At 43.2% G+C, this 23820-nt stretch carries 20 protein-coding genes and 2 pseudogenes; 13 read left to right on the top strand and 9 right to left on the bottom strand.

Annotated features, from left to right (window positions below; translation table 11 throughout):
• Nucleotides 1-19: 19 nt before the first annotated feature.
• Entirely contained in the window at nt 20-778 is a 759-nt protein-coding gene (locus D3P07_RS25225; RefSeq protein ID WP_119803567.1) for an SDR family oxidoreductase, read from the bottom strand.
• A 220-nt stretch (nt 779-998) separates the two neighbouring features.
• Here D3P07_RS25225 and D3P07_RS25220 point away from each other — a divergent pair, with 220 nt between their 5' ends.
• The 7 genes from D3P07_RS25220 (at nt 999) to D3P07_RS25185 (ending at nt 10213) form a co-directional block, all read left to right on the top strand.
• Entirely contained in the window at nt 999-1577 is a 579-nt protein-coding gene (locus tag D3P07_RS25220; protein ID WP_119803565.1) for a TetR/AcrR family transcriptional regulator, read from the top strand.
• Nucleotides 1578-1880: 303 nt separating this feature from the next.
• Entirely contained in the window at nt 1881-2048 is a 168-nt protein-coding gene (locus D3P07_RS25215) for a CxxH/CxxC protein (RefSeq protein WP_119803563.1), read from the top strand.
• A 121-nt stretch (nt 2049-2169) separates the two neighbouring features.
• Complete coding sequence (rlmH, locus tag D3P07_RS25210; RefSeq protein ID WP_116048373.1) at nt 2170-2649, top strand: 23S rRNA (pseudouridine(1915)-N(3))-methyltransferase RlmH; 480 nt, start codon at nt 2170-2172, stop codon at nt 2647-2649.
• 1823 nt (nt 2650-4472) lie between these two features.
• Nucleotides 4473-4835 carry a hypothetical protein gene (locus tag D3P07_RS25200; protein WP_119803559.1) on the top strand — a complete coding sequence of 121 codons (363 nt, stop codon included), beginning with the start codon at nt 4473-4475 and terminating at the stop codon, nt 4833-4835.
• 417 nt (nt 4836-5252) lie between these two features.
• Complete coding sequence (locus D3P07_RS25195; RefSeq protein ID WP_119803557.1) at nt 5253-6005, top strand: HNH endonuclease; 753 nt, start codon at nt 5253-5255, stop codon at nt 6003-6005.
• A 280-nt stretch (nt 6006-6285) separates the two neighbouring features.
• The gene (locus D3P07_RS25190) at nt 6286-7854 is read left to right on the top strand and encodes an RNA-directed DNA polymerase (protein WP_119803555.1); all 1569 of its coding nucleotides are present in this window, start codon (nt 6286-6288) and stop codon (nt 7852-7854) included.
• Between the two features lie 778 nt (nt 7855-8632).
• The gene (locus tag D3P07_RS25185) at nt 8633-10213 is read left to right on the top strand and encodes a hypothetical protein (protein ID WP_119803553.1); all 1581 of its coding nucleotides are present in this window, start codon (nt 8633-8635) and stop codon (nt 10211-10213) included.
• Nucleotides 10214-10937: 724 nt separating this feature from the next.
• On the opposite strand, the pseudogene D3P07_RS25180 reads toward D3P07_RS25185, so the two are convergent.
• Nucleotides 10938-11318: pseudogene (locus D3P07_RS25180) on the bottom strand (WYL domain-containing protein); the annotation flags it as partial.
• On the opposite strand from D3P07_RS25180, the pseudogene D3P07_RS25175 reads away from it, so the two are divergent.
• Nucleotides 11303-11627: pseudogene (locus D3P07_RS25175) on the top strand (GyrI-like domain-containing protein); the annotation flags it as partial. The pseudogenes D3P07_RS25180 and D3P07_RS25175 sit on opposite strands and share 16 nt — an antisense overlap.
• A gap of 30 nt (nt 11628-11657) precedes the next feature.
• Nucleotides 11658-12125, top strand: coding sequence for a phage tail protein (locus tag D3P07_RS25170; RefSeq protein ID WP_119803549.1), 468 nt, complete (start codon nt 11658-11660; stop codon nt 12123-12125).
• Nucleotides 12126-12343: 218 nt separating this feature from the next.
• Here D3P07_RS25170 and D3P07_RS25165 read toward each other — a convergent pair whose 3' ends face one another.
• From D3P07_RS25165 to D3P07_RS25140, 6 genes are all read right to left on the bottom strand, one after another.
• The gene (locus tag D3P07_RS25165; RefSeq protein ID WP_119803547.1) at nt 12344-13792 is read right to left on the bottom strand and encodes a serine hydrolase domain-containing protein; all 1449 of its coding nucleotides are present in this window, start codon (nt 13790-13792) and stop codon (nt 12344-12346) included.
• A gap of 716 nt (nt 13793-14508) precedes the next feature.
• Nucleotides 14509-14973 (bottom strand): MmyB family transcriptional regulator, encoded by a 465-nt coding sequence (locus tag D3P07_RS27730; RefSeq protein ID WP_259391688.1) that lies wholly within the window; start codon nt 14971-14973, stop codon nt 14509-14511.
• A 436-nt stretch (nt 14974-15409) separates the two neighbouring features.
• Nucleotides 15410-16303 carry a CPBP family intramembrane glutamic endopeptidase gene (locus D3P07_RS25155; RefSeq protein ID WP_182914510.1) on the bottom strand — a complete coding sequence of 298 codons (894 nt, stop codon included), beginning with the start codon at nt 16301-16303 and terminating at the stop codon, nt 15410-15412.
• Between the two features lie 149 nt (nt 16304-16452).
• Entirely contained in the window at nt 16453-17100 is a 648-nt protein-coding gene (locus tag D3P07_RS25150; RefSeq protein ID WP_119803545.1) for a response regulator, read from the bottom strand.
• Nucleotides 17087-18262 carry a sensor histidine kinase gene (locus D3P07_RS25145; RefSeq protein ID WP_182914509.1) on the bottom strand — a complete coding sequence of 392 codons (1176 nt, stop codon included), beginning with the start codon at nt 18260-18262 and terminating at the stop codon, nt 17087-17089. Before D3P07_RS25145 ends, D3P07_RS25150 begins: the two co-directional genes overlap by 14 nt.
• A 139-nt stretch (nt 18263-18401) precedes the next feature.
• On the bottom strand, nt 18402-18950 hold the full coding sequence (locus D3P07_RS25140; protein ID WP_119803543.1) for a TetR/AcrR family transcriptional regulator: 549 nt from the start codon (nt 18948-18950) through the stop codon (nt 18402-18404).
• Between the two features lie 163 nt (nt 18951-19113).
• On the opposite strand from D3P07_RS25140, the gene D3P07_RS25135 reads away from it, so the two are divergent.
• The 4 genes from D3P07_RS25135 to D3P07_RS25120 all read left to right on the top strand — a co-directional run bounded on the left by D3P07_RS25135 (nt 19114) and on the right by D3P07_RS25120 (nt 23068).
• Entirely contained in the window at nt 19114-20040 is a 927-nt protein-coding gene (locus D3P07_RS25135) for a ketopantoate reductase family protein (RefSeq protein WP_119803541.1), read from the top strand.
• A gap of 740 nt (nt 20041-20780) precedes the next feature.
• Nucleotides 20781-21353: a TetR/AcrR family transcriptional regulator gene (locus D3P07_RS25130; RefSeq protein ID WP_119803539.1), complete on the top strand. Its 573-nt coding sequence runs from the start codon at nt 20781-20783 to the stop codon at nt 21351-21353.
• A 103-nt stretch (nt 21354-21456) separates the two neighbouring features.
• The gene (locus D3P07_RS25125; protein ID WP_119803537.1) at nt 21457-22089 is read left to right on the top strand and encodes an NAD(P)-dependent oxidoreductase; all 633 of its coding nucleotides are present in this window, start codon (nt 21457-21459) and stop codon (nt 22087-22089) included.
• 70 nt (nt 22090-22159) lie between these two features.
• The gene (locus tag D3P07_RS25120) at nt 22160-23068 is read left to right on the top strand and encodes an oxidoreductase (protein ID WP_119803535.1); all 909 of its coding nucleotides are present in this window, start codon (nt 22160-22162) and stop codon (nt 23066-23068) included.
• Between the two features lie 667 nt (nt 23069-23735).
• Here D3P07_RS25120 and D3P07_RS27985 read toward each other — a convergent pair.
• Nucleotides 23736-23819: an IS3 family transposase gene (locus D3P07_RS27985; protein ID WP_397334621.1), complete on the bottom strand. Its 84-nt coding sequence runs from the start codon at nt 23817-23819 to the stop codon at nt 23736-23738.
• Nucleotide 23820: the final 1 nt, after the last annotated feature.

Below are 23820 nucleotides of genomic sequence, written 5' to 3'. Positions count from 1 at the left end.
TAGCGCAGCAACGAATCGATTAGTAGGCCGTCCAGCCGGCATCGGCTGTGACAACTGTGCCATTCACGAAGCTGGAGTCGTCGGAGGCGAGGAACAAAGCAACCTTGGCGATCTCTTCCGGCTCGCCTGTGCGCGGGTTGAGGCCCATGCCCTTCATGGCTTGCTCCATGCCGTACGGGTTCGGCGAATTGATGGTGGTGCTAATATTCGTCGCTACGCCGCCTGGAGCGATCGCATTGCAGCGAATGCCTTGCGTCGCGTATTGGTAGCCGACGTTCTTGGTCAGGCCGACGACAGCATGCTTGGCTGCGGTATACGCGGCCCCGGCTCTGGAGCCGTACAGGCCGCCAGCAGATGCCACGTTGACGATGACGCCGCTTTGCTTCGCGGTGAAGATTGGGAGCGCCTTGCGAATCGCGCGCATCGGGCCTGTCGTATTGACGGCGAAGACGCGATCCCACAGCTCGTCCGTCAGATCGGCGGCTGGCACGAAGTTGTCCATAATGCCGGCGTTGTTCACCAGGATGTCGAGCGTGCCGTAGGTGTCTACGGCTGTATCGATGAGATTTTGCACGTCTTCTTCTTTGGCTACGTTGGCAGCGACGGCGATGGCCGTACCGCCCTTCGCTTCAATCTCTTGCACGACGACTGCGGCGTTATCGGCGGACAGGTCAGATACGATCACCTTCGCGCCTTCTGCTGCGAAGAGCAGGGCTGTCGCTTTGCCCATGCCGGATGCTGCGCCTGTGATGACGGCTACTTGGCCATTAAGTTTCATGTGAGAGTCCTCCTCTTAAAGAGTTAGTATGGTTCTTGATGGACTACGGCTATGCGCCTGTGAGGCGGAATTTTAACACTTGTATAATAGCGAACAGGTGTTAAGATCAATATATACAATAAGGCAGATTGCCACAATATATAAAACGTTTTCATTTGTACGTTAACAGACAAAACACGCACGGTTGTTGATTACTTTTTTGTGGAAGGAAGAAAATATTATGGCGGACAGGCGTATTGCGCGCAGCAAGGTGGCGCTCAGGGATGCGCTTCTGACTCTTATGTCGGAGAAGAGCTTCTCGGCTATCACGATTACGGAGATCGTGGAGCGGGCCAATTATAACCGGGGGACATTCTACACCCACTATGAGAACAAGGAGGGGCTGCTTGACGAAGTCATCTCGGAGTTGATCGACGAGCTGATTGAGTCGTTCCGTGCGCCGTATGGCGATCTGGATGTGTTCCGGGTGGATGAGCTGACGGCGAACTCGGTGAAGATCTTTGAGCATATTCACGACCGTGCGCCGGTGTATACGACGCTGTTCCACAGCGATGTGCTGCCGGTTATCAAGGAGAAGATGTTCGGGGCGATCAAGAAGCTGTCCAGCGAGGAGCTGGAGCAGGAGACGGAGTCCATCAACCGCGAGCTGATGATGGTGTACAGCATCCATGCGCTCATGGGCCTTGTGTTCCACTGGATTGAGGGCGGCTTTCAGTATACGCCTGCCTATATGCAGGATCAACTGATCAAGATGATCAACTGGCGGCCAACAGCGGCGAAGACTCATGTGAAGAAATAGATGAGTGTGCTGCTTTTTGGAGCGGATATTTAGGTGAAGACTTGTGTTCCGGATTGTTGGAATAGGCTTTGCCTGTCTACATAGACTAAGGGTTGGATATACAGGATGGATGAGGGGCGGGGTGCTGGGTTCGGCAACATGCGCAGCTTTGTGCGGTCGGTGTAGCGGTAGGGGTGGCGCCACATGCTTTCTTCATGTGACTTGCTAACAAAATGTTTTCTTCACAGAAAAGGGCCTGTTCTGCTATGCTGGAAGAAGTCGAATAAGCACTTATACTCTCGAAGAATAGGAAGCGAATCAGCTATGTATTGTGTATGTAAACCGTGTATTGAGAAGGCATTGGAGCGTTTTGTAGACGAATACGAGGATGCGCCGGATGTGGTCGATCTGAAGGAGACGCAATTCGCGGATTGGGACCCGCCGCGCAAGTGCGACTTCTGCGAGGATGCTGCGGCGTTCCTGGTGGTATAGCGTGACGGGAAAGATGAAGACAGCTGGAGTGATGGAGCAGACGAGCTGCTTGTAAAGGTGAGAGAGAGCGTCTGCCCACTTCTGTTAGTGTACAAAAAATAGGTAGAGGGATGGGCCTCATATGCATATTCAGATAGCGTCCGTCGGGAAGCTGAAGGAGAAGTACTTGACGCTTGGCATCGCGGAATATGCCAAGCGGCTCGGGCCTTACGTGAAGCTTACGCTCACGGAAGTGCCCGATGAGAAGGCGCCGGAGACGATGAGTCCGGCGGAAGAATTGCAAGTGCGAGAGCGTGAGGGGGAGCGGCTTCTGGCGCAGCTGAAGCCAGACGCCCACGTCATCGCGCTCGCGCTCGATGGCGAGCTCTGGTCCAGCGAGGATCTCGCGGACCAGCTCGATAAGTTAGCCACGTATGGGCGCAGCCACGTGGCTTTTGTTATTGGAGGGAGCAATGGTCTTGCTCCCTCGGTACTCAAGCGCGCCCAGCAGAAGCTTAGCTTTGGGCGGATGACTTTGCCGCACCAGCTGATGAGATTGGTGCTGGTGGAGCAGGTTTATAGGGCGGTGAAGATTAATCGGGGGGAACCGTACCATAAGTAGGGCGAAATTTGGTGAAATTTAAAGGCGTTTTTCCTGACTACCTGATGATTTTCGACTATAGCTAATGAAATCAAATGGTATGAACACTGCTGTAGCAAGAGTTTGGACAAACTGTTTAATTAATTATAGTATGAGGGACTCGCACTATAAAACAAGAATGGGGACAAAGCCAGTAGCAAACCCAAGTGATTGACCGTTAGCAAAACACTCTAGCTGTAAGCTATTCCTGTAACTAAAAAAAATGATATTTCATTATATCCATTGGATTTTAATCTGATAAATACTGATGTAGTGCTTCGACCAGCAATACTAACATCCATTATTGGATTTCCATTAGGATTGTCTTCCACTGGTTGGCCAATATGGAAGACAGGCCATATAGCCTCAGACCCGATGGTGGATTACGAAGGACGAAGAATGTTTCTAATTGATGCAACAACACGAAGTGGGATGTCGGGGTCACCAGTGATTCTTAGAATCTCAAGTGGGTATTCGACAGCCGATGGGCGTCATTTAATCGGAGGATCAATGGTAACAAAATTTCTTGGGGTGTATTCTGGGCGCATTAGGGATGATGTAGAAGTAGGTAGAGTATGGAAGCCTAAGGTTATAACTGAAATATTTATCAAATAAAGCTGTACTACCGTATAGTCTGTAAAGAGCTGCAATCCGCCTATTTTTTTGAGGGTACAATGAGGCTCTGCAAAAGGTGGATTCTGAAATTGTCTTATTACGTTTAAATGATAAACGAAGGCACGTGTCTCTGACCGAGGGCTTTTCCAGACAAAGGAAAAGCCCTTTCGCTATATTGTCAATGGAAGCGGCTCCGCTTAAAAAGCTGCCATTTGCCCAGCCTCTCGTTGAAATCGGGACTGACCTTCCCGCACTAATCGAATGCATGTGCTCTGCTGAAGCAAGTGTATCGGGCAAATAATTAAAACGGGGAGTAGTGCCATAAGTGACGGCGAAATTTGGGTTGTCAAGGAAATAAAAACGTGGGGTAACGTGCCTCTGACACCGTTGGTTTCAGAGGTTTTCTAGTTCCATGTAACTATAAATATATCCACTATTTCCCACTTGTGTGGTAAGATTAGACAAGGTGAGCGGTTTCGAATACCAGATTGTAACAAAGGTATTTACTAAGCTCGTGAATACGATGTTATGTGAAACTCCCTAAGAGCATAGTAGATCTTTAAATGAGGTGGGATGTCTCATTATTCGGAAATTAAAAAATGCATTCGAAATGCATAGGTTGAAACAAGAAAGAGAATTAGTCAAACCAATATACTTCATCTTAAATGAAAACCGCGAAGTGTTCGATAACCATTGGAACTCCAGATCAGAAGCATATGAGAAATTAACAGAAGAAGAAATTCGGGATGTACTGGAATATACTAAACAAAAACTAATAGAATTATCAAACTATCTTGACACAATAAAGACAGAAAAGCGGATAAAGAACTTTTATAAAGAATATGTAGACCATTTAATAAAGTATCACAAGAGTAGTTTTAATATGAGTTATCACATGCAGTACATGTTCTTTTATAGTGAATTGTTATTGGGTTCAGAAAGATATTTAATAATAATGAAGAAAATCAATAATAATTGAAAGTATCCCAATGAAGCAGTGAGCATCACATAACACCATATTCGCTCATCGATCCTTTCGTTTCTAGGTCCACAGAAGTTCTTCAGGAAGTATAGGCTGCGGACACATCCATTCTCCTAAGATAAGAGCTATCTAAGGGCAATGGACGTCGTGAATATATGAACGATGAACGAAACCACCAATAAAACATTTAAAAATAGGAGGAATCTCAATGAAAAATCATACAAGGGCAGCTGTTGCTTATATCGCTGGAAGGATTATTTCAGGTGTTAAAACAGGTTCGGTGTATGACTATTCGCAATCTAGATACATCAGCATTGATGGTAAGATAGATGATAGTAAAGTTGAGGTATATGATTACGAAAATAGTTGTCATGTTTCAGGAAATCATGGAAGTTCAAAATACGATTTATACCATTATGGTGACAGCCACCATATTGAACTTAAAATAAAAGGACTTAAGTTTGAAGGATATGATTATGGGCAGTCATGCCATTTTAGTGGAGAAGTAAAGAATAAATCAATTTCATTATACGATTATGGAACATCGAGTTATTACAATTACAGTCTTTAGTAGGTCTTTCATAGATGTCGGTGGCATCATCTAAAACCATTTTTCCGCTGCGTACCTACGCCGCTCGGTTTACCAGATGTTTTATGCGGCTGGTGCTGGTGGAGCAGATGTATGGGGCAATTAGATTAATCGGGGGAACGGTGCCATAAGTGACAGCTAAAATTTGTAACAAGAAGGATGTAAAAGCCTGTAATAGTGTTGGAGGAAGGTACTATAAAAATATGCTAATCCCCCTAGAGGTGGGTTCTAGGGGGATTTTTGTACGACCAAATGCGACAATGTTTTCCAAATTCGTGGTATTATTGAACTAATGGCGAGCTACGTGTTCCATTAAGAAACTAGAGGTGAAATAATAAAAGTCTCTAAAGTGTAGGACATTAGTCGAACTCATATTTAAGGGAGGTCAGCGAAAATCCCATGTCGATCTCAGATAAGACTAGAAAGATATTATGGGGTAGATCGGGAAATAGATGTTCCATATGTAAGCAAATACTAATTGTTGATGAGACTGAAAAAGATGATTCGTCAATTGTCGGTGAGGAATGCCATATTATTTCTGGACAGAGGAATGGGCCTAGACATGATCCAAACCGCCCTAAAGATGAAATAGATACTTATGAGAACTTAATTCTGTTATGTCGTATTCATCATAAGATGATTGATGATCAACCCGAGACGTTTACCGAAGATATTATTAAACAACTTAAAGTAAACCATGAGCTTTGGGTATCTAAAAGCCTTGACCACCAAGAAGACAAACCTCCGAGAATTAAAAGAATCAAGGAGAATATTCCTGAAAAGTTACCTAGAATTACAACCGGAAGAGAAATCATTAATATTTTGGATAGAGCAATGGGATATGAATTTGACCATGATGAACCCAAAAATGAGACTGAGGTTGAATTGATTTCAGGCTTTCTACAATATCTGCATGATTTTGGAGATTTACTAAGCGATTTTGAATCCGGTGAAAGAGTTAGATTCAGTTTTGAAATAACCAAAATGATCAAGGAATTATTAGATAGTGACTATTACGTTTTCGGTGCACGTGAAGTCAGAGTACTGGAAGGTGGGAAGGGGTCTCCCTCAAGTTTTCCTATTGCGATTGTATATGTGAAGCACAAAGATAGTCTAGTGATACAGAGTGCGGATATGACGGATACTGAGTAATGGACTGGTTTATACATATCCAATTTCTGTGGGGTTCATTTGGCAAGAGATAAGTTTGGCAGGTATCGGATCAGTTGGACACATCCGCACGACTAACCGCATCGTAGCCGTTTCGGCGCCTCTCCTTCGGCCGCAGTGAGCTAATCTTATCAATCGATCCGGGATTGTTTAGAAATTAATTGGGGAACAGTACCATAAGTGACGACGAAAAGTAGGACTCAAATATTTAGAACTTAATGATTTATTAGTAATTTTTCAATTTTCATAAGGGAGGCTTAACATGTTAAAGCTGCAAGAGCGGTCTTACGACTGGGCATTAGAGCATATAGAAAAATATGGTGATACCGATATTTTCCCTTTGCCGTTTGAGTTTGCCGCAATTCGAGCGTACTGGGACTCGGAAATAAAGCCTGAAATTACTCAGCAGAATGTGTTGAACTGGGAATTGCGATCATATCGTCGCTTATTAACACCTAAACATCGGTATGGTTTTCGAATCTCTACTCAGTTGGATCCATTAGATTCAATTATTTTTACATCACTGATTTACGAGATAGCGAAGGACATTGAAAACTTCAGAATTCCTAAAGATGAGAATATTGTTTTTTCCAGTAGATTCGAACCTGATGATGATGGGCGAATGTATGACCAAAGTTATAATTGGCAGGCATTTCAAGATCATTGTACAGTTTTAGCACAATCCGGAAAATACGAATATGTCGTTGTAGCTGATATTGCTGATTTCTTTCCTCGTATTTATTCTCACCCACTGGAACAAGCACTAGGAGAAGCAACCACGAAAACAAACCATATAAAAGCCTTGAAACGATGTCTAAGCCAGCTTAACGGGAGCGTATCTTACGGTATTCCTGTTGGGCAATCAGCATCACGACTTTTGGCTGAATTGGTGCTGGATGATGTTGATCGCGGTTTAGTGGGAGAGGGATTAATACACTGTCGTTTTGTAGATGACTTCAGAATTTTTTGCGAAAGTGAGAAGGACGCACTTGGAGCATTAGGTACACTCGCTAACCTTTTGTTTGAGAACCATGGTCTAACCTTACAGCAACATAAGACTCGGGTCATGACAGTTGATAATTTCGAAAGTAAGATATTGGGGAGCGAGCGAGACCAAGAAATCAATGGATTAAGTGAGCAGCTTCATGAAATACTGTCTGATATTGTGATTTTCAATCCATATGATTCCTTTGACTTGGACGAACTTGGTGACGATATTCAAGAACAGATCAAACGTTTAAACCTAGAGGGAATCTTAGAGAGACATTTGGAGGAAGCAGATGATATTGATATATCTCTTGTAAAATTCCTTTTAAAACGCCTTACGCAGATTGGAAGTCCCGACAGTGTCGATTGTCTATTACGTAATATTAATAAGTTGTATCCAGTTATCAAAGAAGTAATGTTGTACTTTCAAACGATCGATATCAATAATTTAATAAAGCCTCGAATTGGAACGGATCTTTTAAAATTATGCACGGACTCAGTGGTTGGGCATTTAGAATACAATAGGATATGGATACTTAGTACGTTTACATACAATAATGAATGGAATAACGATGATAAATTCATGAGACTATTCACGGAGTTAACCGACCAATATTGCCAAAGGGAGCTTATACTAGCGATGGGGCGTGCTGGACTAGATCATTGGTTCCGTGCAAGAAGACGTAATATATCGGAGCTCACACCATGGATTAAAAGGGCATTTTTAGCGGGCGCGAGTTGTTTGCCTGGAGACCAAGCGCAACATTGGTATCGGTCGTTGCCACGTCTTGATATTTTAGATAAGGTAATTACAAAGTGGGCGACTGCAAATCGTTTTGCTTGATTTTTTTATGAAATAGCCGAGAACATTTATGATTTTAATCATGAGATGAATTGTCTTCGGATAAGACATTTCCTTTTGCCACGTCAAGCATCTGACATCTTCTGCAATTTACTTGTAAAATTCGCTATAATATTCTTGTACACATTGCTCTTTGAAAACTGAATGTATGGGGATCAAAGGTTATTGTTACAGATGGACACAGGTGGAAAATATTTCATAATGAATATAGAGATATTAGACATGGTGATATAGATATAAGTTCTATTACATTAGAAGAATCATGTTATTTTATTGATAGAATTTTATCATATGTTACATATGTATCAAAAATTGTTTTGAAAGGATGAACATAATTGAAGCATCAGGAGGTGGCATATTTTGAATATTTATCAAGAAAAGTATATCGTTTGAAACGAGAATAAAAGCTAAACAGTAGTCGTCTCTATTCGACTTGTTCCATCCGTTCGATCATAGTTACATGTTTATCCTCGGTATTACACGGAGAACATCCTTCACAGCATTCTCCTTTGCGGTCTCCCTATCCATTTTTCTGGAGCTATCTCACTCTTCCATTGCCTCTCTTGCCACTTGCTGCGCATAGGCTTCACCAAGACCGATGGAATTCGTAATAATCTCGCGTCACCGTTTCCATAAGCTTGATAACAGCATCGTGTTGTTCTACTGAGATAAACTGTAGAATCGCCAGTAATTCACTATTGGGAGTGGTTTGAAGTAGTTACTTCAGCTGAGAATATTTAATTAAGAACAGGTGATTAACGTGAATGAGCATCAAATCTTGTACGATTTTAAAAAAAAGATAGAGTGTGAAATACAAAAAAATAAATTATTTAGTTTACCGATTGAGGAAGCATATTTTTTATTATTTGAGAAAGCGGGAGTTTTGTATAAGTTAACTCTCATTAATCAAAATAAAATTCAAAAGATAATAAAAGAATATTATGATACAAAACAAGAAAGGATAGATGAACTCTCATTTTTTCAAGAATCAATAAAATGGATTATGCGTTGGTGTACACAATACTGTATAAATACACCTCAAAAGCAAGCTGAAAAAATACAAGTTGAAGATATTTTTAAGCTAATGGGAATCGCATATGCTTACGATAGATTTCACCTTTTTTGGGATTTACATAATAAAGGTATTATGCGTTACAGAAAAGATAAAAATCACATTACATTTAATTACACTAATGAAGAAGTTTTCAAACAGCACGTATGTTATGATTCACTTTTACGAGAGACAACCGAACATGAAGGTCTGAATAACATCAGTGGGTCCATTAGAACTGATTATAAAGAATTAATGAAACAAGTACACCACTTAGATTTTAATTGTAATATTAAAGTTGAGTTTTCAGGATTTGATCTAGAGGATTATAAAGAGTTTACTACAGCATTAACGGATTTATTTACTGAAAACTTTTTAAGTAAGAAAAAAAATAATACGTATATATTGCATGTTAATAATGAAGTGGGGTTAATATATTCTAAAGATGATTGGGTAATTAAAATTGTTGAGAAAAGTACTCTTGATACTAAAAAAGTAATTGATATAATTAATTTCTTTACATACGACAATCTATTAAAGAGCGATGTCTCTTTGACGTACTTCATACATTTAAAAAATGATTTATTACTAGTTCCAGAAGTTATTTTTAGTTTGACACGACCAGAGGTAAATGCTTTACGATTATTAGCAAAAAGACAATTCAAGAGTTATGACAAAGCTCAAAATAATTTTGAATATGAAATGATATCGAAAATAACTAATAATATATTCTCTAATTACCTCACTTCTAATAAAGATGAAAAGTCTAAAAATATACGACCTGGTATGGATTTATTGATTTATGATGAAAACAATAATGAATTGCAAGTAGTAGAACTAAAATATAAAATTCCAGTGGAATCTGGCCGAGATATATTGAATCTTGATAAAATGTTAGAAGAAGGATATAACCAAATTGGTGAGGCTAAGGAATATGTTCAAGCCAATGTATTAACAATTTTAGAAGAGTATTATGGTGAAAAATATAAGGGTGTTAAACCCAAAAATGTAGACTATTTTATAATAACTAATTATTCAATTGGTACAGGGGGTAAGAAGGAAATACCTACTCCAATACTAAACATTGATCATTATGTAGAGCTTATGAAAGATTCTAATGGATTAGATAAAGTTAGAAGTAGTTTATATTCTAAAAATAAAAAAATAGTCCCTCCGGTTACGAAAAAATATTGTTTTTTTAAATTACTGGGATATAGAGTTACATATCCCGAATATAAATTTATTATGAAGACAAAATTATTAAAATCTCACCTAGATTCACTTCAGTGAACCGTTCTACAAGTGAAAGGTTGGTGTGGGATTAAGGGAGTTATGATACCGTATTGATACTACGAAACATAAGTAGAATTAAAGGGACATTTTAAGAGTCATATAAAATGGAAAGGGATGAAGGGGCTCACCCTCCAGTTAGAGGGGCTTAGCTTACATTAGGTACAATCGGATTGTAACTAAATGATTTTCGTCATTGAATCCGATTATGATTTTGGGCTCCGTTCAGATTACTTTGTAAGTAGAAATTTATGGTTCTATGAAGGTGACTTATTTTAACCAAGGCACCGTTTTTGAGGTTACTTCTTAATATCATAACTCATCTCGGGCCATCCGCTAAGGATGGCCTTAACTTTGATTGGGAGATAGTCAAAATAAACTACTGATTAAAAATTAAATACGGATACCCAAAAGGGTACCTATGTATTTCGAAGTATATAAGTATTATTGGCAGCAACCGACTTGATACCAAGTCACGCCGTTATTATTCGTTTTATATGCGGCTATGGATGCTGGGCAAGCTCCGACATATGATTCACCTCCGTTCATAAGGTCGGGACTTATGAGCAGCAACCGATTTGAACGGAACTATCCAGCCGGTACGCTGCTCGTGACAATGGGCAAGCAGCGGAGGCAAGCTTCTTCTGCAGAGTTGATTTGCCAGATCCCGCCCTTCCTTTGATGAAAATCCGTCTTTTCAACTGATCGGCCATGTTAAGGCCAATTACTTGTTCCCCAACACCTCCACTCTGTCCTGCAATTCTTCTACAACCTCCTTCGGTATTTCCCTGACCTTAATATCTGCACCCAAGAAAAGCAGCCAATTTGTGATCTCGGTCAATTCATCCGGATGATGAACATTGAGGAACGTCTTTAAGATCGCTGTAGTTTGATAAGGATTCGTATATGAAATCGTCATTTTTAGAGGATGATACTTTTTGAACTGGGCAATCGCCTTGGGACCAAGTTCGACGACCAGGTTGATGGATTCTTCTTGTTTGCCTAGTTGTTCTGCAATCTTTTTCTTGCTCATCCTTTTTTTCTCGGGGTATGGTTTGACATCGGTGAGATTGTCGACGGGAATAATCCGCCTCTTCTGCGAACGCCTACATCTTTGCCGTAAACGAAGCGGTCAATCAGAAGATGATGTATTACGCCGGCGTTATGACGGATTCATCGGTACCGGAAGAGCACAGAGTGATCCAGTTCCCTAAGGGACAATATCTCGTCGTTAAAGGCGAAGGTAAGTCGGCCAATGAGCTCAGCAGCATGCTTACAGGCATTGCTTTTGGTCAAGCCCTTACCGGCAGCCGATAATTACGCCTATGTCGGCGGGCCTAATGCAACGGTTGAGATAGGGCAGCGGGACGGCCTCGTTTATGGCGAAATGTGGGTTCCGGTTGTAGAGAAGTAGAAGTAAACGAGATCAGTAGGAGGAATGAGGATGTCCACTATCGTTGATTTTAAAAACGTGTCTACGTCCGGTCTGGGTTCTTCGCCGGTAGCAGAAGCGCTAGCTGGTTTGCGTGCGAATGAAGCCCGTTATTTCATGAACAAATACAAGCATGAATTCACGGTCGTACCTGCCGGCGAAAGCCAGGAGACACTAGATTATGTGGAACGAGTGTTAAAAGAAGAACGTGGTATTGCGTTTGCAGCCAAACCGCTGGAAACGGCACGTTTTCAAGTCGAAAATATCCAATGGGCCTTCGTCTTCTATGAAGACGGTCTGGCGGTTAACGTCATGTATACGGTGGATGATCCTAAGAAGCGAGCCGTAGGATTTAAGTTGTCCGAGGGGATGGAAGTACCTCGGGAACTGGAAGAGAAAAAGTTCAAATTCGCAAGACAGAAGTCCAAGCTGGCCGGGACGATTCGAGGTACGTTCTTCGTCATTAAAGGGGAGTATTGAAGTAATCAAGTCCTCTGGACAAAGCATTGCAGCAAGCTAAACACAACGCATGGCGGCCATTAGGCCGCTTTTTGTTTTTGTCGATAGACCCGTTAAGCTGAACCTTATCATAAGTAGGGCGAAAAATAGGGGCTGCATGGCACTTCCTTTTTGCTAATATTGTTCTCACATTAAAAGAACTCTTCGCGTTTTTTCAATAAGGCGAACGAATGAAATGCTTATTTTCGGAGTGAGGCATTATATCGGCGAGTGTATACAAACCATGTAATGCTTGCTGTTAATAATGCCGACGAAATCAAAGCTGTAAGAACACTATATGTTCGCCAAACAAGTATCGCTGACCAATCTAATGCAAAGCACGTTATACACTGGACAATCGTAGCAATCAGCAAAATAGCTGTTACGATTATTCGCTTTTTTGTCATTGGCTGCCGCTCATTCGTTTTCCTTCTGCGTAAACCTAAGAGAAAGAACAGAACAGCCAATAGGCAAAGAATAATTGTGGCAGACGACAAAATGATGTCCAAAAGCTGTGTGCCGCTTATTCTATATGACTGCGTCAGATTGCCGTCTAATATATCTTTAACTTTTAGTACCATGCTTCTATTGATATTTTCGCCGTTGGTCAGCAAGCTGATGGCTATTCGTTCATTTGGTAGTATGACCACTTCGGTTCCGAAATTGGGATTGCCCCCTGGGTGCTCTATAATCGATTGGTTGGCGTTTACCAACCAGCCCGCCGCATAATACATTTCGTTGACAGCCGGAACAGACCTATCACCCTGATGTGATTTTTCGATAACTGTATGGAATATTTCGGGTATGTCCTGCACAATACCCATCTGTATGCCCATCCAACGTGCCATATCTTTTGTACAAGAAATGATGTAGCCTGCGGGTTTATTCCCGGAATAATCCGGCGCGTTATATGGAGTTGTCATAAAAAAGGAAGAACGGTAGCCCTGTGCCAACTGCCCGGTGGCTTGAGCATCTTCTTTATAAACATACGTCTGGTGAAGACCCAACGGCTGAAATACCTGTTCCCTCATAAAGTCTTCATAGCCTTGTCCCGACACAACCTCAATAACCAGACCTAATACGTCATAATTAACAGTTCCGTAATGATACTGCTCCCCAGGATAGAACGACAATTCAGAATCTACGAGCATTTCTACGGTTTTTTGCAACATATCCGGCGTATTGCCTTGTGGAATATTTTGACTGTGACGGCCATTTGTTAAGCCGCTAGTATGGTGTAAAAAGTTATTGAGTGTCATACTTTGCATCTCAACGGGTTTCCCCTGATACTTTAACGTAAACCAAGGCAAATATTTCTGGATAGAGTCTGACATGGACAGCAGTCCTTGTTCTTCCATCAGCAGAATACCCATGCCGGTAAAAGCTTTACTTACCGAAGCCAGCTCATATAGAGTATTTTCACTTGCCGGCAGTCCCTTTTCACGATCTGCGTACCCGGAAGAAAAGTAGTGCACTTCATTGTTCGCAAGTATGGAGATTGATATTCCCGGTACACCTGATATACGGCTTGCATCATCCAACAATGTTTGTATGGAATCAGATTGCGAATCTGATAATGCATAACTTGGTGTTGCGAATCCGGTGAACAGTATAAGTAATGCAATCATAAAGGCAATAATTTTTTTCATAGTTTCTCCATTCCATGAAGCTTATTGCAAAATCTTATTGTATGTAAAAAATCATACGATATAAAAAATTAGATTGCTATCATAATCCCCTACTTACTACGAACTATTTTGCTAGGAACACAAAAAGCCCCCTCTGCTTTATTAGCGGAAGAGGCAAGGCAATAGTTTGGAAGTATTCCTCAATCTCATCATCAAAGTTAGCTCGATCTCTTTGTGATGCACTTATTTACTGCTACAGTCAGATAGAAACACTGTATTTAGTCAAACTTGAATAGCTCAGAAGACTCCAATTGTGTTGATGTCGACCTTTTTCAGTGTCCCGTTCTATTAGTCCTCGGAATAGGAGAGATACGAATGCTCACATCCCCTCAGTGTGCTTTGGGGCGCGAAATGCGTTCCATGATCAAGGCCACTGCTTGGGACAAATCGCTGGGCAGGGCATACGCCTGCACGCCGTGCTTCCGTTTGATTTCTCCAGCCAACGCTTCGAGCTTATCTTGAGAACGTGCGGTCAGTACGACATGGCAGCCTCGCGCCGCCAACGCTTATGCATACGCCTCGCCGATTCCGGAGGAAGCGCCGGTTACAACGGCCAGCTTGCCTTGATAATGATATGATTTTATGAAACAGCCCCTTGTCGTTAAAGTTGTCTTGATCATACCAACGACAGGCGGGGCTAACCACAGTGCCTTCCTACTATTACCAGGACTAATAGGTTAGGAAGACCATGACGATTCGGTGTCTTCTGTTAGCAGCAGCGCGAGTCTCTCCTCCGTGCCTGTACCAGGCGTCGGAACGAGAAAGCACCAGTGCAGTCCAAGATCATTGTCGATGGCGGCGGCGCAATGGATCGTGAACTCCAGCTTCTGTCCGTCCGGGAGGAGATAATGGACCGGGACAGAGCTTTTTTGCCGAATTTCATGCCATTCCCACAAACGTACGAAGTCCTCGCTATTCCGTCTCAAAAGTTCGAATCGCTCCATGTACATCGGGTTGTCTTTGTTACGGTCGAAGCTTGCCCGAATTAATGCTGTCATGTAACGGGCGAATTGTTCCCAATTCAACAGCCTTTTCGGGTATTCCGGATCCAGAAACAGCAGCGTCACCATGTTTCGTTCACTTTCCGGCAGACGACCGAAATCCGCAATAACGAGCTCTGCTCCCCGATTCCAAACGATCATATCGGCAACCTCATTTGCGATGAAAGAAGGATAACGTGATTGATCCACAAGGTTTTACAGAAATCCGGCTTCGGTTTTTTCTGATTTCGGTGCCATACTGAAACGGACCGGATCGGGTGCGGCCAGATCGAATAAGTGCTTCCGCTCGTCCTCATCCAGCTGCAGCGCTTGGCTGATTTGGGACAACACATCAGGGGAATGACTTGATTCCCGCTTCTTCAGGCTGAAGCCGATATCGGCGCGTTTTGATAAATTCGCCTAATGCGGACGAGAAACGTCGGCTCTCCATACCACTTATACCTCCTTTATTCGGCATACCTTGAGTATACTCGTAGACATAAGATCGAGTACAAGGTAAATGGAGAATGTATAAAACTTCTTTTTTCATGACAAGGGATCCCGCATAGATTAGCCTTCAGAAAAACTTATCTGCCGTTTACTTGGATATAGGAAGGTTCCGGGCCTCGGCCCTAAAATACCGTGCAGCCCCAATTAGCATAGGAATAGACAATAGAAGACTACCCAAAACCGGAACAATGGAACCTTCAAGTCCAAAATCGCCACCTGTGAGAAGTGCGGCACCGTTCACCTCTACAGTAAATAGACCAGCAGTTGAGTGTCCGGAAACAGGAATGCCAAGCAAGCCCTCAAGGGCATTCCAAGCAAAATGCAGTCCCATCGCAAACCACAAGTTCCGCCGCCACAGGAAGGCCGCTCCGAGCAGAACACCTGCTTCCAGGGCTATGGCGAACGCGCTCCATAATGTTGCCCCTGTATTGCCAAGATGGGCAACTCCAAAGAATAGAGAAGTCACAGCGAGTGCGAGCGGTTTTCCCCCCAATCTATCAATGGCTTGAAACATAAGTCCACGAAAGATAAGCTCCTCGACAATGGCTGCTCCTAAAGCTGCTCCAATGGTGGATAGTAGAACAGAACCCGCATTCGCAGAACTTGCCCACTGAAAGGAGTAACCTCCCAGCACCATAATAATCAAGACGGACCCTGCAATAAAGATGGTTCCGGTAAGTACGCCAAGGACAGCTTCAATCCCTGCGCGTTGTCTAGCTATCTCCGGAGTGGAACGCCGGGCCAGGTATGTCAGCGTGAGCTTATAAACCAAGATGGCCAGCAACCCCATCACTAGTGTAAGGACAAGGGAAATCACCCCATCGACTCGCTCAGTCAGCTGCCGGAATAACGTATCGATAAGAACAATACCGATAGCTCCCACAAGCATCCAGACGATTGGAAAACGCCAAAATGAACTCCAAGCGCTTAATTTCCCGCCATTCTGCAGGTTCTCTTTATTTTCAGATGCTTTTTTCTTCATGACCAACATCGCCTCCTGTGTTGCTTGATGCTATGAGTATAGGCTGAAAAAGTCACAAGAGACAGTGCGCTTTAGTCATCATTTCGTCTATGGCTATAGGTGAAAAAAGCCGGTAACTCTAATGAGTGACCAGCTTCTTGGGGATCGGATTATGAATGATCCAGCATTCCCGAATCTCGGGCTTTGCGGGCGGCCTCCCGTCTTCCTTTCACATTCAGCTTCGAATAAATCAGTGAGATATAGTTTTTGACCGTCCCTTCACTAAGATACAGCGCCTCGGCAATGTCTTGATTACGAAGGCCAGAAGCCAGCTTATGCAGCACGTCTATTTCACGGGCAGTGAGCCCGAATTCATTATTTCTCGCAGGGGTGGTATTGTTAATGCTCTTGATCATTTTACTCGCCATTTCCTGCGAGATTAGAGTCCCTCCCGCCTGAACCACCCGTATGCCTGCAGCCAGTTCTTTGGGATGAAGGGCTTTGAGCAGATAACCTTCTGCTCCACAGCTTAACGCCGCTAATACATATTCAACTTCCGTATAGGAGGTCAGCATGATGATTTTGGTTGCAGGTATTCGATCTTTAATCAGGGCCGTTGCGGCGACGCCGTCCATAACGGGCATATTGATATCCATCAACACCATATCCGGCAAAAACTGCTCACAGCCCTTCAGTGCCTCTTCGCCATTCTTGGCCAAACCGACAATTTCCAAATCTTCTTCCATGGACAACACGATATGTAAACTTTCGAGAATCAGTTCTTGATCATCCGCGATCAGCACCTTAATTTTCTCCATGCAGCATCACTCCTATCAGCGGGATTTCACATCGGACTTCGGTCATTGCTGGAGTTCCCTCCACCGATAATAGCTGAAGGCGACCACCCAACCGCTCAACCCGCTGTTTCATCGTGGTCAAGCCGAAACCGAAATTGGGCTTGTCGATCGGGTTCCCGTTATTTCGAACGGACAATTGCAGAACGCTCTCGGAAAATTTAAGCTCCAGATGAAGCTGAGATGCCTTCCCATGTTTTAGTGCGTTTGTAAGGGATTCCTGGATGACCCGAAGGATCGCCTGCCGTACTTCAAAACGTATGGAGCCTTCTATCTCTGGCAGACTCAAAGTCAGGACCGTACCCGTGTGTTCCCGGAAACGGATCACAAGGGATTCAACCTGTCGAATCAGACTTGATTCCTCTTCTTCTCCCATCTCGTGAACGATGTTTCTCATCTCGTCCAGATTGTTCTCAGCCAATGTTCTTAAGCGAGTTAATCGATCTTTGGCCTCGGCGGGTTTGCTATCCATAAGGGCAATAGAGGCATCAAGACTCAGAATGAGTGAGATAAAGGAATGTCCCAGTGTATCATGAATCTCCTTCGACATGCGGTTGCGCTCTTCAAGCAAAGTCATCTTCTCGATCTCGGTCGAGTAGTGAGTTAACAGTTTGTTTTGACGCTCCACTTCGGCTACCAGTTTATTTTTCTGATCATACGCCTTGGCGACGAAGCTTACCCACATGCCAATGAAGCAGAACAGCAGGTTGTCTGTTCCGATACTTAGGGCTTGCTCCCAAGATAATCTGAGGTAAGACTGAAAGGAAAAAGGAATGAAAACAACGACGGGAATGATCCAAAAAGTTTGCTTAGTCAATAAGTACCCCATTGTAAGACTCGGCAGCAAATAGTCCGCCTTTGAAGTCAAATCCGGATCAATCACAGAATGCACATAATAAGAACCGCCAAGTAATAGCTCCAGTATGCAGAACCAGACTTTGTTCGTCCGGCGCCCAGGAAACCAGAACAGCAAAGGGATGACAAAGGCTATGCTCAGCCAAATCACGTCTAGTAACGTTCGGATCGAAAACTCACTTACCGCCAGAGCCTGTGACAACAGCAAAATATAATGGTACAAACGAAGAGCGAATATACCCCAATCCATGAACGATAATATTTTTTTCATATCATTATTTTACAGGAAATCTGTAAACTTGGAACCTCGCATTCTCGCCGAAGTTCCGAAGTTATGCATACATTTAACATGAAAAGGGACTCAATAGAGTCCCTAAGAAAGAATGTTATACTTGGATTAGTAATTAAATTCACCATAGCTGCAGCCGTGCTTCCAGTATCTTAGTCATCTGTTCGACCATCTCTTCTGGCGTATACGGCATGGATTCGACGATCCACCACTCAATCAACCCCGTAACGGAAATGGATAAGAATTGCGCCATCACATCTCGATGGATACCCGTTTCCAGATTCATGTAGTTCACCACCACGGTAATATTTCCCTTAATGATCTGTGTCATACGATGTCTGAAAGTTGGAATGCCTTTGTTGGTCATCAACACGCGGTAGATCGACGCATGCTCCTTCAGATACGTGAACGCACGAATCAGCAGATCCCGGGATAGTTCAGCGGCTCCTTCCTCCTGTAAACAGCTGTCAACAAGCATCATCAGATACGTTTCCACGCTCTGTTCCAGCAGGTCATATTTGTCTGTGAAATGCAAATAGATTGTTCCGCGGTTGACATTGGCCCGATCCGCAATCCCTTGAATGGTGATCTTCTCAAAATCCTGCTCCTCCAACAACTCGATGAACGCTTGCATAATCATTTGTCTTGATCGCTCGATGCGTCGATCCATGTTTTCCCCTCTTTTTTGAACATATCCAGCTTTCATTGTTCATTTCTCAACAAAAGCAGTTACGATTAGCCATTGCGCTTGCTTTAGTTCCAATGATACCTTGATTGTAGTACACAGATGTTACATATTCAACATCTGTTAATTGCATGGGGAGGGGACTATATTGAACATACTTGTGTACGGTGCAGGTGTGCAGGGAAGCTATCTGGCACATGTCCTGATAAAGAGCGGTCATGACGTGACTGTGTTAGCAAGAGGAAAGCGAGCGGAGGAACTGGAAAAGGAGGGACTGGTCATTCGACATTACCTTCAGCGCAAGACAACTGTCGATCGGGTTCGTGTAATTCGTAGACTGGAGACAGGTGACGCGTATGACTTGATCTTCGTCATGATGAAGTATTCAGACTTCGGGGCTGTGCTACCGATCCTCGCAGAAAACGTTAGCCGTCATATCGTAATGGTAGGCAATAATATGGATGCTTACGCCATGCAGGACTATTTGAGTAAACATGGACAATCGCCCAAACAGATCGCTTTTGGATTCCAAACTACCGCAGGTACACGTACCGACGGACGAGTCATTTGCATCCGTGGCGGCCACGGGCAGATGGTCATCGGGGGACTGAACAGCCCCATTCCGTTCCGCTCCCTGCTGGACCAGGCATTCAAGCGAACCAAGTACAAGCTCAGCTATCATGATCAGATCGATGCCTGGCTAAAAAATCACATGGTGTTAGTCGTGCCCATGAACATGGTCATTCTGTTCCATGGCTTCCAAATGAAAAAAGTTGTTCGTGACGACAAGAGATTGCGTCAGTTGGTGGCGGCGATGGGGGAGGGCTTTCACGTACTGGATTCATTGGGTTACCCGCTGACCCCGGCGGGTCAAGCATCTTCGATTATAAGGTATCCACGCTTAGTTCGCTGGGCTCTAAAGCTTTTCTTCTTGCTCCCGATTAGTCGGTTGATTGATGGGACGGATGTGGAGCTTCATGCGTTGAATTACACATTCGCCGAGTTGAGGACCAAGTCGGATGTGCCTACGCCGAACTGGGATGCTTTGGAGGCGGAGCGGATTATCCAATCGTAGTTGCCGCGATTTGCTGCCCTGCCATTGGAGGAGGAATCGAATAGATGCAAGAAGTTAATTAGAAAAAATTCGTGATGCTCAAAAGGAAAGAACTAAGTATACCGATTCAAAGTCAGTCCCTATAAACACGATTGAACGAACTGGGAACGTTAGTTTTAATCAAACATTACCGACGATTAAGGCCAGTATTAGTTGAAAAGGATTGCATTGGAGTGCATATCTAAAATAAGAATTTCTCAACTCGTAAAAATAAAGCCCTTTTAAGCTCGAATCCAGTAATCTAACGGCTGGTTTGGCTTATAGGGCTTTTTACGGAATAAAGTAGTCGAGCTTCATTCAAGAGATATTCGTGAAATTATTGAACTTAAAGAAATCGATGAAAAATAAAGCCACCAAAATCGGCGGCTAGAATTACCTGAATAAAGAATGGCTTATGGCAAGTTTGAATTCGACTAAAGCATAGCATAGAGGGGGAGCGGAAATAATGACAAACTTGGCTTCAGTAGATAATTAGGAAGGAATTATGGGAAACCTGCTTTAAAGCCTGAAACGCCGCCGCGCGGCACACTTAGGAGTATATTTCGCCGATAAACCCGTTAAGCTGAACCGTATCACAAATAGGGTGAAATTTGGAGCTGAGAGTCTTTCTGAGGCGCGGGTGTTGCTAGAGGAAGACATGTAATTGCTATCAATAATATCTTAATGTTGACAATAAATAAACGAACGTTTATTATTGTTTCATGCGATACAGAGATGATAACAAAGTCGAAGCCATATTCGACGCGACAGTACAGCTTATTAATGAAATTGGGTTCTCAGAAACATCGATTTCCAAAATTGCCAAAAGAGCGAGTGTATCGGCAGCGACGATTTATATTTACCATGAGAACAAGGAGGATCTGCTCTACAAGACCTACTTGAAGATTAAAGGCAAGATGAGCGAGAGAATGTTTCAGGGAGTGGATCATACCCGAACAGTTTACGAACAATTTGAGGCTATCATCCGCAACTATGTTGATTTTATTCAATCCTTCAAAGACTATTTTTTGTTCCTGGAGCAAATAATGAATTCGCCTTTGCCCCAGAAATGGTGCCTAGAGGATACGGCAGTTCAGTTTCAACCGATCTTCGAGATGTTTGACGCCGGCATCCGACAGGGGCTATTGAAGAAGGTAGATATTAACATATTAGTTGTTTACTCCATCTTGCCAATAGCTGAATTGTTGAAAGCACATTTGAAGAACGGGAACATACTGGATAGTAAACAATTAGATTCTGCCATCAAGATGAGTTGGGACGCTATTAAGGCATAGCAAGTATTTTAAGCGATGCGCAGCATCGCTGTTCTTTCCGCCTTTAATAAATGAATATTCACTTATTATAGGTGAAATATAGATAAAAGAGAGGCAAAGAACAATGAAGTTTACCATCTTTGGAGCTAGCGGGGGTACGGGCTTACAGCTAATTGACCAAGCGATCAACAAGGGACATACCGTAAAAGCCTTTGTACGTGCCGCAGATCGAATCCCGTTTACCCGGGAGGGATTAATAGTTGTGGAAGGCAATGTATTTAGTGAAGAGGATGTAGGATCGGCTGTTGAGGGGCAAGACGCGGTGTTTGTAGCTTTAGGAGCCACAGCAGGAAGTCCTTCAGATCTATGCTTACGTGGGACTCGTTCAATAGTGAACGCGATGAGAAGGCATAAAGTAAAGAGACTGGTCGTTCTTACGGGCTTTGGCACCAGCAGAGAAAGCAGGAAACAGCTCTGGATTGGGATGAGAATGATAGTAATGCTAGTTTCTTTAATAACGTTCCGAGAATTTTACGATAAGGAAAGGCAGGATAGTATTGTGCGGAAAAGTGGACTGGACTGGACTATCGTTCAGCCATCAAGGCTCACCAATGAGCCGGGCAAAGGGCGATACAAGCACGGTGCTTTCACTCCTTCCATGCTAGCTAAAATTTCTCGTGACGACGTGGCCAGATTCATGATCGATTCAGTCGAACATGCTCGTTATATCAAACAATCCTCGTTTATTCACGACTGACTGAAACAGTTTTGCATGTAGTAATGACCCAATTACATATTTAAAATATAACCTTTCGGAGGAATAATTCATGAGACCAAATTGGACGCCTGACGATCTCCCAAACTTAAGGGGAAAAACCGCTATCGTAACGGGAGGCAATGGCGGAGTAGGCTATTATACGGCATTAGAGCTGGCGAAGCACGATGCCAAAGTGATCATTGGAAGTCGTGATCCTAGGCGCGGCGAAGAAGCAATCATAAAGATGAAACAAACGGCACCGAATATTGATGTATCAGTGGAGCCATTAAACTTGGCTGATCTGAAGTCAGTTCGAGGCTTCGCCGACACGATCCACGGGAAAATGAAAGGAATAGACGTCCTTATAAACAACGCTGGGGTAATGGCAGTTCCCACTCGTGAACTGACGGCCGATGGATTTGAAATGCACTTCGGAACCAATCATCTTGGTCACTTTGCGTTGACAGGTTTGTTATTACCTTTAATTGAAAAAAACCACGGGCGAATCATTACAGTTAGCGCACAGTCAGCTCAAATGGGTGATATAGATTTTTCTGATTTAAAGATGGATAAGAAATACAGACCAATGGCAGGATACAATCGCTCTAAACTTTCAAATATACTGTTTGCCCGAGAATTAAATCGACGTGCGAAGAAGAGAGGTATCACTTCTATAGCAGTACATCCCGGTACAAGTCCTACAGGCATCGGGAGAAATGCACCGAAGGGAACCAAAGCATTCGGACTGCTATTAATGAAAATATTCGGAACTCCTCCTGATCAATCATCTTGGCCATCACTTATTGCGGCGACGGATTCGACAGTCACCGGAGATAATTACATAGGGTTAGGAATGAATCCACTAAAGGCTAAGAAACCGAAGTCTGTAGATTTTCCCAAAAAGGCATTGGATGTGCAGCTTGCGGAAAAACTTTGGTTACAATCCGAAAAGTTAACCGGAGTATATTATGACTTGTAAAAAACCATCAAAAACGGCTCCATTTTTCGCCGATAGACCCGTTACGGAGAACCTTATCATAATTAGAGCGAAATTTTTCACAGTTAGGGTGTTGAAGGGGAACTGTATCACAAGTAAAAACTACAGCTGGAGCGATTGGATTTCATATAAGGGGAATCCGGTGGCGGTGGGGGAAAAGTAAGAGCCGAGAGGTCGCATCGTACAAGTGCTTCGTGTACATGGCACTTGGTTTTGTGAGTTTCTCTGGCATGTACCCAAAGTGTCTGAAGTCCACACGGAGTCAACGCTCATACGTACCTGAAGTGTAGATTAGAGCGTACACTCGTATGGTCTGTATAGACAAACAAAAAGCCGAAGAGTTTTCACTATTGTGAACGCTAGGCTCTCGTTGTAGCTTGGCTAAAATCTCGAAGTCAACAGCGCAATTGCAAGAGATATGATTCAACAAGAAGTCAACACAGTAACGGACGACTATCTATAAGTAATTGTGTTTTATCTGCAATGCAACTGTTAAAAAGGCATTAGAAAGACCAAGTGCTGATAACACTTGGCCTATATAATGGGCTTGGATGGGATGTCCCTTCAAGTTTACTGGAACGTGAATACCCACCCTTAGCGCGCAACCTGAACTGCTCCCCGTCAAGTAGACAGTACAAAAAATAAAGATCTATGATGCGGCCTTAGCCCTAAATTCTTTGGGACTGAGGCCGTTTAGTTTTTTCTGTAATCGTTCGTAATTGTAAAAGTGGATA

It is taken from the genome of Paenibacillus sp. 1011MAR3C5 (assembly GCF_003591485.1).
Taxonomy (GTDB): Bacteria; Bacillota; Bacilli; order Paenibacillales; family Paenibacillaceae; genus Pristimantibacillus.
The sequence above is the reverse complement of the archived record's forward strand: the minus strand, read 5'-3'. Positions and strand labels throughout refer to the sequence as shown.